The sequence below is a fragment of the Streptomyces misionensis genome (genome assembly GCF_900104815.1).
In the GTDB taxonomy this organism is placed as follows: Bacteria; Actinomycetota; Actinomycetes; order Streptomycetales; family Streptomycetaceae; genus Streptomyces; species Streptomyces misionensis.
In genome coordinates this window covers 7,007,299-7,024,302 of record NZ_FNTD01000004.1, presented here as the reverse complement: position 1 = coordinate 7,024,302, position 17,004 = coordinate 7,007,299, and the positions used below count along the sequence as shown (strand labels likewise).

The 17,004-nt window shown below is 74.4% G+C and carries 11 protein-coding genes and 1 pseudogene; 10 read left to right on the top strand and 2 right to left on the bottom strand.

What is annotated here, in order from left to right:
- Positions 1-174: 174 nt before the first annotated feature.
- Entirely contained in the window at positions 175-1,002 is an 828-nt protein-coding gene (locus BLW85_RS33285; RefSeq protein WP_074994847.1) for a 3-hydroxybutyrate dehydrogenase, read from the top strand.
- A 170-nt stretch (positions 1,003-1,172) separates the two neighbouring features.
- Positions 1,173-1,269, top strand: a pseudogene (locus BLW85_RS39585).
- A gap of 64 nt (positions 1,270-1,333) precedes the next feature.
- On the opposite strand, the gene BLW85_RS33280 reads toward BLW85_RS39585, so the two are convergent.
- Positions 1,334-1,906 carry a hypothetical protein gene (locus BLW85_RS33280; RefSeq protein WP_074994845.1) on the bottom strand — a complete coding sequence of 191 codons (573 nt, stop codon included), beginning with the start codon at positions 1,904-1,906 and terminating at the stop codon, positions 1,334-1,336.
- A gap of 237 nt (positions 1,907-2,143) precedes the next feature.
- Here BLW85_RS33280 and BLW85_RS33275 point away from each other — a divergent pair, with 237 nt between their 5' ends.
- Positions 2,144-3,541, top strand: coding sequence for an eCIS core domain-containing protein (locus BLW85_RS33275; RefSeq protein WP_079172493.1), 1,398 nt, complete (start codon positions 2,144-2,146; stop codon positions 3,539-3,541).
- Positions 3,542-3,686: 145 nt separating this feature from the next.
- Entirely contained in the window at positions 3,687-5,663 is a 1,977-nt protein-coding gene (locus tag BLW85_RS33270; RefSeq protein ID WP_074994842.1) for a lamin tail domain-containing protein, read from the top strand.
- A gap of 38 nt (positions 5,664-5,701) precedes the next feature.
- Here the strand turns inward: BLW85_RS33270 and BLW85_RS33265 are convergent, their stop codons facing one another.
- Positions 5,702-6,190: a GNAT family N-acetyltransferase gene (locus tag BLW85_RS33265; RefSeq protein WP_070026069.1), complete on the bottom strand. Its 489-nt coding sequence runs from the start codon at positions 6,188-6,190 to the stop codon at positions 5,702-5,704.
- 222 nt (positions 6,191-6,412) lie between these two features.
- Here BLW85_RS33265 and BLW85_RS33260 point away from each other — a divergent pair, with 222 nt between their 5' ends.
- The 6 genes from BLW85_RS33260 to BLW85_RS33235 all read left to right on the top strand — a co-directional run bounded on the left by BLW85_RS33260 (position 6,413) and on the right by BLW85_RS33235 (position 17,003).
- Positions 6,413-8,167, top strand: coding sequence for a fatty acyl-AMP ligase (locus BLW85_RS33260; RefSeq protein ID WP_167381450.1), 1,755 nt, complete (start codon positions 6,413-6,415; stop codon positions 8,165-8,167).
- 74 nt (positions 8,168-8,241) lie between these two features.
- The gene (locus BLW85_RS33255) at positions 8,242-8,508 is read left to right on the top strand and encodes an acyl carrier protein (protein ID WP_070026068.1); all 267 of its coding nucleotides are present in this window, start codon (positions 8,242-8,244) and stop codon (positions 8,506-8,508) included.
- Positions 8,505-9,863 carry a condensation domain-containing protein gene (locus tag BLW85_RS33250; protein ID WP_074994839.1) on the top strand — a complete coding sequence of 453 codons (1,359 nt, stop codon included), beginning with the start codon at positions 8,505-8,507 and terminating at the stop codon, positions 9,861-9,863. The genes BLW85_RS33255 and BLW85_RS33250 overlap by 4 nt, the downstream gene beginning before the upstream one ends.
- The gene (locus BLW85_RS33245; RefSeq protein ID WP_074994837.1) at positions 9,860-10,657 is read left to right on the top strand and encodes an FkbM family methyltransferase; all 798 of its coding nucleotides are present in this window, start codon (positions 9,860-9,862) and stop codon (positions 10,655-10,657) included. Before BLW85_RS33250 ends, BLW85_RS33245 begins: the two co-directional genes overlap by 4 nt.
- 86 nt (positions 10,658-10,743) lie before the next feature.
- Entirely contained in the window at positions 10,744-15,750 is a 5,007-nt protein-coding gene (locus BLW85_RS33240) for a non-ribosomal peptide synthetase (protein WP_074994834.1), read from the top strand.
- Positions 15,747-17,003, top strand: coding sequence for an MFS transporter (locus BLW85_RS33235; RefSeq protein ID WP_070026064.1), 1,257 nt, complete (start codon positions 15,747-15,749; stop codon positions 17,001-17,003). The genes BLW85_RS33240 and BLW85_RS33235 overlap by 4 nt, the downstream gene beginning before the upstream one ends.
- Position 17,004 lies beyond the last annotated feature (1 nt).

The window sequence follows — 17,004 nt, the reverse complement described above, 5'->3', positions numbered from 1 at the left end:
CTGCGGCGGCGGGCGCCGACCGGTGTGCCCGTGCCTGCCGGGCGCTGCGGACGGGCCATGGCCCGGGGCGTCCACCGGTCGTCGGCACATGGTGGCGGGCCCCATCTCGTCCGTCGAAAATATGTCGGCGACCGACGTGCATCGCGTCCTGGTTCGTCCCTACGGTTGTCGGCCATGGACAGCACCAAGAGCTCCGACGAGGGCTCGTCCCAGCATCCCGGGCCCGGCGACGCCGCCGCGTCCGCTCCGGCCCCGGCCCGCTTCCTCACCGGCCGCAAGGTTCTGGTCACCGGTGCGGCCGCCGGGATCGGCCGGGCCTGTGCCGAGGGCTTCGCCGCGGCCGGTGCCGAGGTCTACGTGGTGGACCGGGCCGCCGAGGCCGCCAAGGAGGTGGCCCGGGTGATCGGCGGCATCGCCGTCGTGGCGGACCTCTCGCAGGCCGACGCCGTGGACGCGCTGCCGGACGACGCCGACATCGTGGTCAACAACGCGGGCCTCCAGCACGTCGCCCCCGTGCACGAGTTTCCGCCCGAGCGCTTCGCGCTGATCCAACGCGTCATGGTGGAGGCGCCGTTCCGCATCCTGCGCCGCACACTGCCCCACATGTACGCGCGGGAGTGGGGCAGGGTCGTCAACATCTCCTCCGTGCACGGGCTGCGGGCCAGCGCCTACAAGTCGGCGTACGTCGCGGCCAAGCACGCGCTGGAGGGCCTGAGCAAGGTGGTCGCGCTGGAGGGCGCGGCGCACGGCGTCACCAGCAACTGCATCAACCCCGGCTATGTGCGCACGGCGCTGGTCGAGGAGCAGGTCGCCGACCAGGCGCGCGCCCACGGCATCTCCGAGGCGGAGGTGCTGGACCGGGTGTTCCTGGACCGCACGGCGATCAAGCGCCTGATCGAGCCGGAGGAGGTCGCCGAGGCGGCCCTGTGGCTGTGCACGGCACGCAGCGGCCACATCACCGGCAGCTCGATCCCCCTGGACGGGGGCTGGACGGCCCGTTGAGGGCCGGTCGTCTCGGGTCGCCGGGCCGCGCGGAGCGACGGCTGCGGGAGCGCGAGATCGAGGGCGTGACGTGCTGGTCCCCGGAGTGCCGACGTGTCAGCCCCGTGTCAGGGGTCCATGCGATTCTCTTTCACGTGAACGGCCCCCGGAACCAGCGGGGCCGGGAGCGAGGAGAGGTGCCCGGAGTGGTTGATCGGGGACCGGCGAGCGCGTCTCGGGGTCGGATCCCTTCAGGGGTCCACGCAGGTTCGAATCCTGCCCTCTCCGCACCATGCGGCGCGCCGCCCGCCGGGGAACACCGGGAGGGCGGCGCGCCGTCGCGGGCAATCGGTCAGCGGTCGGCGACGGCTCGGGGATCGACCTCGCAGTGCGCGATCTCCGCCACGCGCCCCGTGCTCACCGCGGACACCCGGAGGGTCGTCCTGCCCTTCGCGGGCACCGACACCTCGTTGCCCGTGTCGGCGATGGCGAAGCCCCGCGCGTCCTTGAAGCTCATCTTCACCATGAAGACCCCGTCGCGTCCGTTCGGGTTCCTGACCTCGACGGTCGCGTACGGGTCCGCGGTGCTCGCGCAGTGCACGAGCACCGCGGTGCCGTCCCTGAGGGGCCGGGCGGCGGCGCGGGAGGAGGACGCCGTAGGGGTGGGGGTGGGAGTGCGGGTGGGCCGTGACCGGCGCGACCCGCCGCCCGTACTCGTACTCGTACTCGTCGCGGAGTCGTCCGGGCCGCTGCCGGACGAGCCGCTGTCCCGCGCCGTCGACGAACCGTCGTGGTCCTGGTGGGAGCTGCTGCAACCGCCACCACCGTGGCTCCTGTGGCCATGAGCCGATGAGAAGCCGGTCAGGGCCAGCACGACCATCGCCGACACCGCCGTGACCTTGAGCGTGCGCCCCCGTGTGTACATGCCATCACCCTATCCGGAGCCGTCCGGGACGGGTTCGACGGGCGGCCCTCCGCCCTGCCGCCGGAGCCGGGACAGTGGACCGCGGGTGCCGAAGCCCCGCCAAAGGAGCCGCACCGCGCCGGGAGGTGTCCGTTCGGGCAACGGTTCATGCCCTCGCTTCCGTCCGCCCGGCCCTGTACGCAGGTCCGGGCGGGCACGAAAGTGGACGCCCGGTACTTCAGGTCACCGGAGGATGCCATGCGCGCTCAGCGGACCGCTCAGCAGACCGGCGACGAGACGCTCCGTTCCGCTCCCGGGAACACGCGGCGGTCGTCCCCCACCGCGGCCGTCCTGCCCGGCGGTGCGCTCTCCGCCATGAGCCCCGCGGCGGTGTCGGCCCTTCAGCGCTCCGTCGGGAACGCCGCCGTCTGCCGCATGCTCGAAGAACAGCGCGCCCGCTCGGGCGGCGGCCGGCCGGACTCCCGTGACGGGCAGCCGTCACCGGTGGTGCAGCGCTCACGCGTGCACGACGTGCTGAACACTCCGGGACGGCCCCTGGACCCGGCCGTCCGGGCCGAGTTGGAGCCCCGGATGGGCGCGGACTTCTCCGGTGTCCGCGTCCACGACGACGCCGCGGCACGCGCCTCCGCCGCCGAGGTCGGTGCCCGCGCCTACACTTCCGGGCAGCACATCGTCATCGGCGAGGGCGGCGCCGACGAACACACCCTGGCCCACGAACTCACCCACGTCATCCAGCAACGGCAGGGCCCGGTCGCCGGCACCGACAACGGCGGCGGCCTGCGGATCTCCGACCCTTCCGATCCGTTCGAACGAGAAGCCGAGGCGAACGCCCGCCGGGTGCTGGCGGACCACGCCCCGCTCCAGCGGATCACCGGCACGCCCCTCGCGTCGTCCACCACGGTCCAGCGGATGAAGGACGACGAGTTCGATGAACTGATGAACGACAGGGACATCGACGCATCGGGCGACGAAATGGACTTCGAGTTCGCGCTCGAGGAGGCCCTGCGTTTCGCGCCTCGCGGCACCGGGACGGAGGAGGAACCCGCCGAAGAGGCCGTCGAGAAGCCCATGGACGGCGCGTCCCGCCTGAAGCGCGCCAACGAGCGCCGTACCAAGCGCGGAGTGCCGGCGAAGGGCGACCTCATCGGGAGCAAGCCGGTGACACCGTTCGGATCGGTCTCCCTGAACCAGGGATACGAGGGTGACCTGGGGGCCGTCGTCAAGAGCAGGAAGGACGACTACCCCGGCACACAGGGGCGGGAGTGGGAGAAGTACGCCCACCTCCTGCCGCGCCTGAGTCCCGCACAGCGGGTGGCCCTCGCGGACGCGGTGGGAGCGGGCTCGCTGACTCCCGAGAACGCGCGCCTCTTCCAGCAGGACGGCGAAGCCCGGCGTGCCGCCGCCGTGCTGTACGGCATGGCGCACAACGCCGAGGAACTCCGGTACCCCGGAGCGAGCAAGGCGTTGCGCGCGGCCCTGCGGAACAACGACGGGAACTACTCCGTGGACGAGTTCTGCGAGAACTTCCCGATGGCGAAGCCCGGTGGCGCGGGGTCGTTCCGAGGGGAACCCCGGCTGTCGTCGCCGACGCGAGCCACGTTGGAGGCGATGTCCGACTCCTCCGAGGAGGAATGAGCGCTTTCGATCCACACCGCGCCCACCGCGCGGGCCTCCGGCTCGGGTGCGGGTGTCCGGGCACGCCCGGCGTTCCGGTAGGCGGCAGGTGGAGTTCGGCTGGAGTTCACGCTGTCTCAAGCGCGTGTCGCGAGAGTCCCGCCTCGTGCCTACCTCACACTCGCGTGCCGGCGTCGCCTCCGTATGCGCCGCGGCTCTGACGCTCTCAGGACTGCTCGTCACAGGGGTGCTCGCCGCCCAGCCCGCGGCCGCGGCGGACCCGGCCGACTACCAGAACGTCCGGATCAACGAGGTCACCTCGTCGAACAACGACACGGTCGAGCTGTACAACGCCGGCTCGACCGCGGTGAGCGTCAGCGGCTGGAAGGTGTCCGACGACAGCTTCTCGCCGCAGTCGTTCAGCCCGTCCTCCGGCACGATCCCGGCCGGCGGCTTCGTCACCTTCGACTCGCCCAAGGGGCTGGGCGATGCGGACAAGCTGGTGATCTACACGGCCGGCGGCACGGTGGTCGACCGCGTCGAGTGGGCCACCGGCAAGGCCAAGCCCGCGATGGCGCGCTGCGGCGGCGACGGCACCGGCGCGTGGGTCACCACGACCTCGGCGACCACGTTCGGCGCCCCGAACTCACCCGGCTGCCCCGCCTCGGTCCCGGCGGCGAGCCGGGTGCGGATCAACGAGGTCACCTCCGGCGACGCGGACACCGTGGAGCTGTACAACGGCGGCACCAGCGCGGTCGCCGTCGGGTCGTGGAAGTACGTCGACGGTGACACCTCCCACTCCCCCGCCGCCCTCTCGTCCTCCTCGCCGAGCGCGACCAGCATCCCCGCCGGCGGCTACGTCACCTTCGACTCCGCCCTCGGACTCGGCGACAACGACTCGCTCTTCCTCGTCGACGGCAACGGCGACACGATCGACTCGGTGACCTGGGCGACCGGTGGCGCCAAGCCGTCGAGCGAGCGCTGCGCCAACGGCACCGGCTGGTTCCGGACCTCCACCACCGCGACCTTCGGGGGCGCGAACTCCTGCTCGGGCGGCAGCGGAGGCAGCGGCGGCGGTGACACCGGTCGGCTGCTGGGCGGCGGCGGCTCGCTCACCAGCGGCTGCGCCCCCGAGGCGCCCACCGGCACGGGTTCCGCCCCGGCGGGCACCCTGGCGTGGCCGGGCGGGAAGGACGTCACGATCGCCGACGACGTCTGCGCCTTCACCACTTCCACCGGTCCCGAAGGCCGGGATCTGAGCGGCCTGGCGTTCGACCCGTCGAACCCGTCGGTGCTGTGGGCGGCGAAGAACAAGAACTGGCTGTTCAAGCTGGTCAAGAGCAACGGCAAGTGGATCCCGGACCCGTCGTGGAGCGCGACCGGCAAGCAGCTCCGCTTCCTGGGCGGCTCCGGCGAGCCGGACTCCGAGGGGCTGACGGTCGGCGGCAACGGGCACGTCTACGTGACCTCCGAGCGCGACAACGCCAAGAACACGGTCCCCAAGGACACGATCATGGAGTTCGACCCGTCCGCCGCCGGCTCGACGCTCACACCGCTCCGCCAGTGGGACATGACCGCCCAGTTCCCGCAGCTGAACACCGGCAGCAAGGACGACGCCAACCTGGGCTTCGAGGGCGTCGGCTACGTGCCGGACAGCTGGCTGACCGCCAACGGCTGGGTGGACCCGCTCACCGGTGCCGCCTACGACCCGGCGAACTACCCGCTGCACGGGTCGGGCCTGTTCTTCGCCGGCCTGGAGTGGGACGGCACGCTGCACGTCTACGGCCTGAACTCCGACGGCACGTTCACCACGTTCGGCACGATCTCCACCGGCAAGTCCTCCGTGATGGACGTGACGTTCGACGCCGGAACCCAGCACATCATCGCCACCTGCGACAACACCTGCTCAGAGACGCACACCTTCATGAAGGTCGACTCCACCGGCGCGATCGTCCCGGACGTGACGTACACGAACCCGGCCGTCATGCCCACCGACAACCTGGAAGGGTTCGCCATCGCGCCGGCCTCGACCTGTGCGGACGGCTCACGCGAGGCGGTCTGGACCGACGACGGCGTCTACGGCTTCGGCCCCGGCAGCTCCTCGTACGGGCACGCCCTCTACAGCGGCACCTTCCCCTGCTGAACTCCCGGCCCTGACCCAGGGCGAGCCGACGGACCGCCTCACCGCGCGGGGATGCGGAACTCGAATTCGGGGCGGTCCCACGGCACGGCGGGCGGGGTCGCGCGCGCGGTCCCCGTCCGCACCGCACCGACGCGGTGGTAGAAGTCCTCGGCGGGAAGGTGCGACACCACCTTGACCCGGTCGAGCCCGGCGGCACGGGCCTCGCACTGCATGTGCTCGACGAGCATCCGTCCGATACCCCGCCCTTGCGCTTCGTCCGCGACGAACAGCAGGTCGAGCTCCGGCGGGGCGAGGACGAGCGAGTAGAACCCGAGGACCCGGCCGCCGTCCTCCGCACCGCCGACGGCCACGAAACTGCGGTGGGCCTCGATGTAGTCGGGACCGACCCGGTAGCCCTCGACCGCGGACGCGTACTGCCCCTGGTAGGCGCCCGAGCCGCGCACGAGCCGCGTGAGCCGCCTGGCGTCGCGCGCGACGGTCCTCCGTATCGTGATCGACCGGCCGACCGGGGAAGTGCGTGAACCCATCGGGCGAGTATGTCGCACCTTGGAGTGCCCGCCCGCGGCGGGTCGGCGGTCGAGGCGGCGCGGGCCGACGGTCGAGGCGGCGCGGGCCGTCCCTCCCCCACCGGCGCCTGCGCCGGTGGTTCCCGGGTGTATAGCACCGGTATAGCGGGGCGAACCATGCTGTGGCCTGCCCATTCCTGTTCATGTGGCGGCAGGCGGGGCCCCGGCCGATGGAGCCGGAGAGTGTCCGCGGGGAGGGCCGAGGAGGCGTGGATCGTGTGTGCGGCGGAGCAAGTCCGAAGCGGTCCGGCCGGAACCGGCTTCCGGTCCTTCGTCGACGGCTTTCGCGCGCGGGCCGGGGAGGAACCGGAACGCGTCGCGGTCCGGTTCCGCACCGGTGAGCGCGAAGAGGTCCTCACCTACGGCGAGTTGGAGGCCGCCGCCCGTGCGGTCGGCCGGTGGGTCGGCGGGCGCTGCCCTCCCGGGGAGCGGGTGCTGCTCTCCTGCTCCCCCGGCACCGGGTTCGCCATGGCGTTCCTGGGCTGTCTGTACGCCGGTGTCCTGCCGGTTCCGGTGCCCGCGCGGGGAACCTACGCCCGGCAGGAGACGCGGATCACCGGGATCGCGGCCGACTGCGGTGCGCGGCTCGTGCTCGACGACGAGGTGATCGAGACGGCGCGGGTGCCGGTCACCGGCGGGGACGGCACGCCCGCGGCCGTGGATCCGCGCACCGTCGCCTTCCTGCAGTACACCTCCGGATCCACCGGCGATCCGAAGGGCGTGATGGTCTCCCACGGCGCGCTGGTGCACAACATCCGGCTGCTGGCCCGCAACCAGGGCTGGCACTCCGGGATGACGTGGTGCAGCTGGCTGCCGGCCCACCACGACATGGGTCTCATCGCCATGCTGCTGGCGCCGCTGTACCTCGGCGGCACGGTGGTGCTGATGTCGCCGACCGACTTCCTGAAGCGTCCGGTGAGCTGGCTGCGGCTGATCGACCGGTACGGCGCCGAGGTCAGCTGTGCGCCCGACTTCGCGTACGACCTGTGCGCGCGCAAGCTCACCGAGGAGCAGACGGCGGGCCTCGACCTGTCGCGCTGGCGGCAGGCGCTCGACGGCGCAGAGCCGATCGATCCGGCCACCCTGGCCCGCTTCGCAGAACGGTTTCAGTCCGCCGGGTTCCGGCGGGAGGCGCTGACACCCGGGTACGGGCTGGCGGAGGCGACGCTCTGTGTGTCGTCGGCCGCGGTGGACGAGCCGCCCGACGTACGGCTCTTCGACGCGGCCGGGCTGGCCGGCGGGGTGCTGCGGCCCCCCGGGCCGGACGCGGCGACGGTGTCGCTCGTCGGCTGCGGGGCGCCCCGGGGGCTCGACGTCAGGATCGTGGACCCCGTCTCGGGCCGGGAGCGTCCGCAGGGCGCGATCGGTGAGGTGTGGGTCCGCGGCGGCAGCGTCGCGCTCGGCTACTGGCGGCGGCCCGAGGAGACGGCCCGGGTCTTCGAAGCGGTCACCGCGGCGGGCGAGGGCGGGTTCCTGCGCACCGGCGATCTGGGCGCACGGGTGGACGGACAGCTCTTCGTCACCGGGCGGCTCAAGGAAATGATCAGTGTCCGGGGGCGGAACCTGTACCCGCAGGACATCGAGAGGGAACTGCGCTCCCTCGAACCCGCGTTCCACGGGCTGCCGGGCGCGGCCTTCGGGGTGCCGGTGGGGGCGCGCGAGGAGATCGTCGTCGTACAGGAGGTGCGGGCCCGCGACCTCGGGGACGAGGGGCCCGAGGCGCTGGCACGCCGTGTCCGGGCCGCGCTGTCCGCGCGCCTCGGCGTGCGGGTCGGCGGGGTGGTCCTCGTCCGCCTCGGCCAGGTGCGCCGCACCACCAGCGGCAAGGTGCAGCGGGCCCTGATGCGCACGCTGTTCCGGGCGGGCGCCCCGGACGCCTTCCACGCCGTGCTGGACCCCGAGCTGCGAACCGTGCTCGCCCCGGCCCGGCAGCGGTGATCCGACAGGTCCGACGCCCGAGCCCGCCCTCCGTCCGCCCGAACGGTCCCCGACCGCACCGAACAGGAGCCCCCGTGCCCGAACCGACCGCGCGTGTCCAGCCGGACGAGATCCGGCGGTGGCTGACCGAGCGGGCCGCCTACTACCTGGAGTGCCCGGTCGAGGAGCTGGACCCGGGATCGCCGCTGGCCGAGCTGGGGCTGGACTCCGTCTACGCGCTCACCCTGTGCGGTGACGTCGAGGACAGGTACGGACTGGTCCTCGAACCGTCCGCCGCCTGGGACCATCCGACGCTCGACGCCCTCACCGCCCACCTCCTGGCCGCGCTGGAGCGCGGGTGACCGCCGCTCGCGGGGCCGTGCCCGCGCTGATGACCGCGGGTCAGCGCCAGCTGTGGCTCGCCCACCAGCTCGCGCCCGACAGCGCGGCGCTCAACGTGGTCCTGGCCGTACGGGTGCGCGGTGAGCTGGCGGCGGCCCCGCTGGCCCGTGCGCTGACCGCCCTGGTGGCGCGGCACGAACTGCTGCGCTCCCGTTTCGTCACCGGGGCGGACGGCCTGCCGGTGCGCGAGCTGCGCCACGGGTACGCGCCGGAACCGGACGAGCGGCGGGCCGAGGGCGGCGCGGACGGCCTGTTCGAATCGGCCCGCCGGGTCGGGCAGGAGCCCCTTGATCCCGCGCGGGAGGTCTTCCGGCTGGTCGTGCTGCGCCACCGGGACGACGACAACGTCCTCGTCCTGGTCGCACACCACCTCGTCAGCGACGCCACCTCGCAGGTCCTGCTGCTGCGGGACCTGCTCGACGGCTACGCCGCGGAACGCGCCGGGCGGCCGGCCCCGCCGCGGCCCCGGCCCGTCGCGTGGGACGCGTACGTACGGGCCGAGCGGGAGCGTGCCGGATCCGCCCGCGGCCGGGCGGCACGCGGGCACTGGCGGCGGGTCTGCGCCGGGGTGCCGGCGGCCGGGCCCGCTCCCGCCCGGCGCGGGGCGGCGCGCGGACCCGCGGCCGGGGCCACCGTGCGCCGGTCGCTGCCGCCGGACACCGCCGAACGGCTGGCCGCCGTGAGCGCGTCCGCCGGGGTGACGCCCTTCGCGTGGCTGCTCGCCGCCTTCCAGGCCGCCCTGTACCGCTCGGGCGGCGCGGCGCACGCGCTGGTCGGCGTGCCCGCGACCACGCGCTGGGTGCCCGGGGCCCGGGAGGCCGTCGGCTATTTCATCGACACCTTCCCGGTGGTGGCCCGTTTCGACGCGGGCACCTCCTTCCGGACGGCGGCCCGGGCGGCGCACGGCGGGCTGGGGAACGGCATGCGGTACCTGGGCTGTCCGGTCGGACTCCCGGACGGGGCCCGGCTGTTCCGCACGATCGTCACGCTCATCAGGGCCGACCGGCTGCCGGTCCCCGGGCTCCTGGACGGCGAGACGCGGTACGCGGGGCTCGGGCTCTCGCTCCTCGACGTGCCGCAGCAGGAGGGGCAGACGGACCTCGCGGTGGAGATCGTGCAGAGCGGCGGCGGTCTCACCGTCCTGCTCCGCCACGACACCGCGACGTCGGAGCCTGCCGCGGTCGAACGCCTCGGTGACACACTGCTGCGGCTGGTCGACGCCTCGCTCGACGATCCCCGCGCCCGGATCGACCGGGTCGTGCTGACCGATCCCGGGGAGCTGGCCTTCCTGCTCTCCCTGGGAGCCGGTTCATGACCGGCGGCTCCGGGGCGCCGCCCGCGCGGCCCCGCAGGATCACCCTGCCCGACGGGCCGGAGGTGTGGTGCACCAGCGTGCCCGCGGCCACCACGATGTGGCGCGAGATGGCACCACCCGGGACGTACGACCGGGCGGCCGCGTCGCTCACCGAGGGCGCCACCGTCCTCGACATCGGGGCCAACATCGGTCTGATGTCGGTGCTGTGCGCCCGCAAGGCACCGGCCGTGCGGGTGATCGCCGCCGAGCCGGCGCCCGAGCTGTTCGCCTGTCTGCGTCTCAACCTCGAACTGCACTGCGCCAGTTGGGAGGCCGAGTGCGTGGCGGTCGCCGACCGGCCGGGTGAACTGCCCTTCACCTACTACCCGCAGGCGCCCGGCAACTCGGGGCTGTTCGCCGACCCGGTCGCCGACCGGGAGGTCACCCGGCGCTATCTCACCAACACCGGACTCGACCCCGAGGACGCCGCCGAGCTGACCGAAGGACTGCACGAGGGCGTCGCGTACCGGGTCCCGGCCGTCACCGTCTCCGAACTGATCCGCCGGCACCGGGTGGCGCGGGTGGACCTGCTCAAGGTGGATGTGGAGCGGGCCGAACTCGATGTGCTGCGCGGGGTGGCCGACGAGGACTGGCCACGCGTCGACCGGGTGGTCGCGGAGGCCCACGACGAGGACGGGCGGCTCGCGCGGTGCGAGCGGCTGCTGCGCTCGAAGGGCTTCGAGGTGACCGTGTCCCAGGACCCGCTGCTGACGGGGACGGTCCTGTACGAGGTCGAGGCCGGACGCCCGGCATGACCCGACGGGCCGGGTTCCGGGTCACCCCCACCGCACCACCGCTCTCGTCCGTTCGTGCCGATCCCTCTCGCGATCATGGAGCCGTAGTGAACGCCGTATTGCTGCCGAAACGGTTCGCCGAGCAAGCGCGGCGCACGCCGCACGCGGTCGCCGTCGTCGACGGCGAGCACACCGTCGACTACCGGGAACTGGACCGCGCGGCCAACCGCACGGCCCGTCTGCTGCGCGGGCTGGGTGCCGGGCCCGGCACCCTGGTCGCAGTGGCCCTGGAGCGCGGACCGGACCTGATCGTCGCCCTGCTCGCGGTCTGGAAGGCGTCGGCGGCGTACGTCCCGCTCGACCCCGGCCAGCCGCCGGCCCGGCTGACCGGCATGGTCCGGGACTCCGGCGCGGCCCTGGTGCTCGCCGACGAGCCGCTGGCCGGCCCGGTGCGCGACGCGGGCGCCCGGCCGCTGTCACCGGCCCGCGTCCGCGCCGAGGCCGCCCGGCTGCCCGCCACGCCGCCCGACGGCACGGCGGACCCGGACGACCTCGCCTATGCGATCTTCACCTCGGGCTCCACCGGCCGGCCCAAGGCGGTCGCCGTCACCCACGCCGGGATCGCGGGCCGGGTCGGCTGGGGCGTCGCCGCCCACCGCATCGGCCCCGGGGACCGGGTGCTGCTGAAGACCTCCATCGCCTTCGACGCCGCCGGCTGGGAGATCCTGGCTCCCCTGACCAGCGGCGGCACCATCGTCCTCGCCCCGCCCGGCGCGGAACGGGACCCGGCGGCCCTGCTGGACGCCGTCGCCCGGCACCAGGTGACGGTGCTCCAGGCCGTGCCGTCCGTGCTGCGGCTGCTGGCCGAGGAAGACCCGGGCGGCCGGGCCTGGGCCGACTGCGGGGCACTCCGGCTGCTGTGCTCCGCCGGGGAGCCGCTGTACGCGGAACTCGCCGCCCGGATCGGGGAGTTGACCGCGGGACGCGTCGAGTTGTGGAACACCTACGGGCCCACCGAGTGCAGCATCGACGTCACCGCCCAGCGGGTCGACCCCGGGCAGACCACCGGAGCCGTCCCCATCGGCCGCGCCATCACCGGCATGCGGGTCCTGGTCCTCGGCCCGGCCGGCGAACCGGTGCCGGTGGGCGTGCCCGGCGAGCTGTACGCGGGCGGCCCCGGAGTCGCCCGCGGCTACCTGGGCCGCCCCGCCCTGACCGCCGAGCGCTTCGTGCCCGACCCCTACGGCCCGCCCGGCGCGCGTCTGTACCGCACCGGCGACCTGGTCCAGTGGCGGGACGACCTGACCCTGGAGTACCTCGGCCGGATCGACCACCAGGTCAAGGTGAACGGCGTCCGTATCGAGCCCGGCGAGATCGAGTCGGCACTCGCCGCGCACCCCGCCGTCAGCGGCGCCGTCGTCACGCCCTGCGGCCGCGAGGGCGACGCCGCCCACCGGCTGGCCGCCCATGTGACCACGCGCGAGCCGGTCACCGACGAGGCCCTGCGCGCCTTCCTCGCCGAGCGGCTGCCCGAGAGCCATGTGCCGGCCGTCTTCCGCACGGTGGACGGGTTCCCGCTCACGGTCGGCGGCAAGGCGGACCGGGCCGCGCTGGTCGCGGCCGAGGAACTGCGCGGCGACGGAGGCGCGCCGTACGTCGCCCCGCGCGACGCGGGCGAGGAACTGGTCGCGGGCGTCTGGGCCGAACTCCTCGGCCGGGAGCGGATCGGTGCGCACGACGACTTCTTCGCCCTCGGCGGCACCTCGCTGCACCTCGCCCGGCTCGCCGCTCGGCTGCGCGCCGCGTCGGGCGGACGGGTGCCGCTGCGCGGCCTGTTCGCGGCCGCCACGGTCGAGGCCCAGGCCCGGCTGCTCGGTCCGGCGCCCGCCGCCGCACCCGGGGGCGCGGTCGACGGCGAACCGGTCCGCCCGGTGCCGCGGGACGGGGACCTGCCGCTGTCCCCGGGGCAGCGCAGGCTCTGGTTCCTGGACCGGCTGGCCCCCGCGAGCGCCGAATGGGTCGCCCCCGTCATGCTGCGGTTGCCGGCCGGCACGGGCGAGGCCGCCGTCCGTGCCGCACTGCGCGAACTGACGGCCCGGCACGAGGCGTTGCGCACCCGCTATCCGTCCGTCGACGGCGAGCCCCGGCAGCGGATCGCGGCGCCGTACGACGCCCGTGCCGAACCGGAGTTGCGCACCGAGGACACCGAACGGGCCGCGCTGGCCGCACTGTTCGGCGAGGAGCTGCGGCGCGGTTTCGACCTGGAGCGCGGCCCGCTGTGGCGCGCCCTGCTCGCCAGGATCACGGGTGAGGACCACCTGCTGCTGCTGACGGTGCACCACATCGGCTGCGACGGCTGGTCCAGCACGGTCATCGAGCGCGAGCTGGGCGAGCTGTGCGCCGCCCACGAGGCGGGCCGTGCGCCCGAACTCGCGCCGCCCCAGGTGCAGTACGCCGACTACGCGGCATGGCAGCGGCGACGGCTGACCGACGAGTACACCCGGTCCGAACTCGACCACTGGAGGGGCGAGTTGGCCGGGCTCGAAGCTCTGGAACTGCCCGTCGACCGGCCCCGGCCGGCCGAGCGGGACGCGCGGGGCGCGGTCGTCTCCTTCGAGATCGACCCCGAGGTCTCCCGGCGCCTGACCGACCTGGGCCGGGCCGACGGCGCGACCCCCTTCATGACGCTGCTGACGGCCTTCGCCGCGCTGCTGGCCCGGCACACCGGTCAGTGGGACGTGCCGGTCGGCACCCCGGTCCCGGGACGCGACCGGCCGGAGACCGCCTCCACGGTCGGCTTCTTCCTGAACTCGCTGGTGGTGCGGTGCCGGCTGGACGCCACGGCCGGCTTCCGGCAGGCCCTGGCCCGGGTGCGGGACACCGCGCGGAGTGCCTTCGCCCACCAGGACCTGCCCTTCGAGCGGCTCGTGGAGGAACTGGGCCCGGAGCGCGACCTGTCCCGCACTCCCCTGTACCAGGTCGCCTTCGACCTGCACAGCGAGGGCGCGACCAGCGTCGCCGCCCGGCCGGAGGACGCCGCCGCCCTCGCCCGGGCCTGGCGGGTCGCCAAGACCGATCTCTCGCTGTTCGTGCGCCTGCGGCCCGACGGCTCCTTCGGCGCCGCGCTGGAGTACGCGACCGCGCTCTTCGACGAGGCCACCGTGGCACGGCTGGCCGACCGCTTCACCCGGCTGCTGCGCGCCGTGGCCGACCGTCCGGAGCAGCCGCTCGCGCAGGTGGAGCTGATCCCGGCGGCGCAGCGGCGGCGGCAACTCGTGGAGTGGAACGCGACGGCCGCCCCCACACGGCCCGGCACGGTCCTCGACTGGTTCGAGGACCAGGCCGCCCGCACCCCGGGGGCAGACGCCGTGGTCCTCGGCGGGCGGACACTGCGCTACGGCGAACTGGACGCCCGCGCCGGCCGCCTCGCCCGGCATCTGCGGGCCCTCGGCGTGGCGGCGGAGTCCCGGGTGGGCGTGCTGCTCGACCGGGGCCCGGAGCTGATCACCGCCCTGCTGGCGGTCTGGAAGGCGGGCGCCGCCTATGTGCCGTTCGACCCCGAGCACCCGGCCGGGCGGATCGCCGCGCTGCTCGACGAGGCACGGGTGACGGCCCTGATCACCGTCCGGGACCTGCTGGTGGATGCGCCCGCGACGGTGGTGCCCGTACTGCTCGACGAGGACGCGCGGGACGTCGCCCCCCGGCCCGCCGCCGCCCCTTCGGCACCGGGCGGGGACCCGGGCCCCGACCGGCTGGCGTACGTCGTCTTCACCTCGGGGTCGACCGGCCGGGCCAAGGGCGTCGAGGTCACCCACCGAGGGCTGGCCAACCACGTGGACTGGGCCGCGCGGGAACTGGCGTCCCGCGGACCGGGCGGCGCCCCGCTGTTCTCCTCGGTCGCCTACGACCTGGTCGTGCCCACCCTGTGGGCGCCGCTGGTCACCGGTGGCGCCGTCACGGTCGTCCCGCCCGGCACCGACCTGTCCGCGCTCGGCCGGGCGCTCGGCGCGTCGGCGCCGTACGCCTTCGTGAAGCTGACACCGGGCCACCTCGACGTGCTGGCCGACCAGCTCGCCCCCGCCGAGGCCGCCGCGCTCGCGCCGGTCCTGGTGGTGGCCGGGGAACCGTTCACCCGGTCCATTGCCGAACGCTGGCGCGCCCTCGCGCCCGACGCCGAGCTGATCAACGAGTACGGGCCCACCGAGGCCACCGTCGGCACGAGCGTCCACCCCGTGCCCGGCACGATCGGCACCGACGTCCTGCCGATCGGCCGGCCCCTGCCCAACGTCACCCAGTACGTCCTGGACGCCGAGCTGCGGCCGGTGCCCACCGGGGTGACCGGCGAGCTGTACATCGGGGGCGGCGGCGTCGCCCGCGGCTACACCGGACGGCCCGGGCTGACCGCCGGACGTTTCCTGCCCGACCCGTTCGCCGCCCGGCCCGGCGCCCGGCTGTACCGCTCCGGTGACCTGGTGCGCCAACGCGACGACGGGACCGTCGTGTTCGTCGGACGGGCCGACGACCAGATCAAGCTCCGCGGCCACCGGATCGAACCCGGCGAGGTCCGCGCCGTGCTGACGGGGCATCCGGACGTGCGGGACGCGGTCGTCGGTCTGCACCGGCCCGAGGGCGGCGAGCCGTTCCTGGTCGCCCACTACGTGCCCGCCGAACCGGCGCCGCGCACGGAGCGGCTGGCCGAGCACTGTGCCCGGTCGCTGCCGGAGGCCTGGGTGCCGTCGGCCTTCGTGCCGGTGCCGGCCATTCCGCTCAACGCCAACGGCAAGGTCGACCGGCGGGCGCTGCCCGCGCCGGGCCGGGGCGCCGGCGCCGGCAGCGTCGCACCCAGCGGCCCGGTACAGGAGCGCCTCGCCGCCATCTGGACCGAGCTGCTGGGCAGCGAACCCGGCGTCCACGACAGCTTCTTCGCGCAGGGCGGCAACTCGATCACCGGTATCCGCCTCGTCGCCCGCATCCAGGAAGCCTTCGAGATCGACCTGCCGGTGCGGGCGCTCTTCGAGACGCCCACGGTCGCCGGACTCGCCTCCGCCGTCGAGGAGATCATCGTGGCGGAGGCCGGCGCCCTCTCCGACGAAGAGATAGCCGACCGGCTGTGAGCGGCACCGGGGCGGCGGTGCGCGCCGAGGACGTGCTGCCCCTGCGCCGGAACCGGGACTTCCTGCTGCTGTGGTCCGGGGCCGCCGTGTCCTTCCTCGGCAGCCGCGTCAACGCCCTGTCGTACCCGCTGCTGGTGCTCTGGCACACGGACTCCCCCATCGCCATGTCGGCGGTGTCCATCGCCGCTCTGCTGCCCCAGCTGCTGGTGCAGTTGCCGGCCGGGGCGCTGGTGGACCGCTGGGACCGGCGCAGGGTGATGGTGCTGTGCGAGGCGGGCCGCTTCCTGGCCCTCGGCAGCGTGGCCGTGGTGCTCGTCGCGGGCGGCTTCTCCCTGGCCCACCTGGTCCTGGTGGCCTTCACCGAGTCGGTCCTCGCCGTCTTCTACCGGCTCGCCGAGCGCGGCGCCGTACGCAACGTGGTGCACCCCGCGCAGCTGCGGACCGCGCTGTCGCGCAACGAGGCCAGGGGCAGGGCCGCCGGGCTGTTCGGGCAGCCCGGCGGGGTGCTGCTGCAGGCGCTGGCCCGCTGGGCGCCGTTCGCCTGCACCGCCCTCGGGTACCTCGCTTCCCTGATCGCGCTGCTGCTGATCAGGAAGGACTTCCAGGAGCGGCGGACCGCGGCGCGCCCGGACCTGCGCCGCGAGGTGGTGCACGGCCTCAGGTGGCTGCTCGCCCAGCGTTATCTGCGGGCCGCGCTCGGCTATCTGTCGGTCGGCAACCTCCTGCTCCAGGTGGTGCCGCTGGCCCTGGTCGTGCTGATCAAGGACGACGGGCACGACAAGGCGCTGCTCGCCGTCGTCGTGGGCCTCGGCGGGCTCGGCGGTGTGCTCGGCGCGCTGACCGGCGGCTGGTGGGAGCGCCGCTTCCGGCTGCGGACCGTCTTCGTCGGCGGCCTGGCGGCCTGGGCGGTGCTCGTGCTCGCCATGACCCGGACCCACGCGCCCGTGGCGCTCGGCGCGCTGTTCGCGGGCACGGGTTTCGTCGGGTCCGTGTTCAACGTGGTCGGCGCCGTCCACCAGGTGCGCATCACCCCGGACGCCCTTCAGGGGCGGGTGGTCGGCAGCGTCTACCTCCTCGGTTCCGGCGCCAACGTCCTCGGCCCGCTGCTCGGCGGACCGGCCCTCCAGTCCTGGGGCGGCACGCCGACCCTGGTGGTGACCGGCGGCCTACTGGCCGCGCTCGCCGTCGCCGCCGCGCTCAGCCGCGCCCTGCACGACGACCCCGTTCCCGGTACGCCCCGCAGCAGGGAGTGAT

What these genes read in the sequence shown, in the direction of transcription:
- BLW85_RS33285 (WP_074994847.1), top strand. Translation starts at nt 175, where the DNA reads ATGGACAGCACCAAGAGCTCCGACGAGGGCTCGTCCCAGCATCCCGGG.
- BLW85_RS33280 (WP_074994845.1), bottom strand. Translation starts at nt 1,906, where the DNA reads ATGTACACACGGGGGCGCACGCTCAAGGTCACGGCGGTGTCGGCGATG.
- BLW85_RS33275 (WP_079172493.1), top strand. Translation starts at nt 2,144, where the DNA reads ATGCGCGCTCAGCGGACCGCTCAGCAGACCGGCGACGAGACGCTCCGT.
- BLW85_RS33265 (WP_070026069.1), bottom strand. Translation starts at nt 6,190, where the DNA reads ATGGGTTCACGCACTTCCCCGGTCGGCCGGTCGATCACGATACGGAGG.
- BLW85_RS33245 (WP_074994837.1), top strand. Translation starts at nt 9,860, where the DNA reads ATGACCGGCGGCTCCGGGGCGCCGCCCGCGCGGCCCCGCAGGATCACC.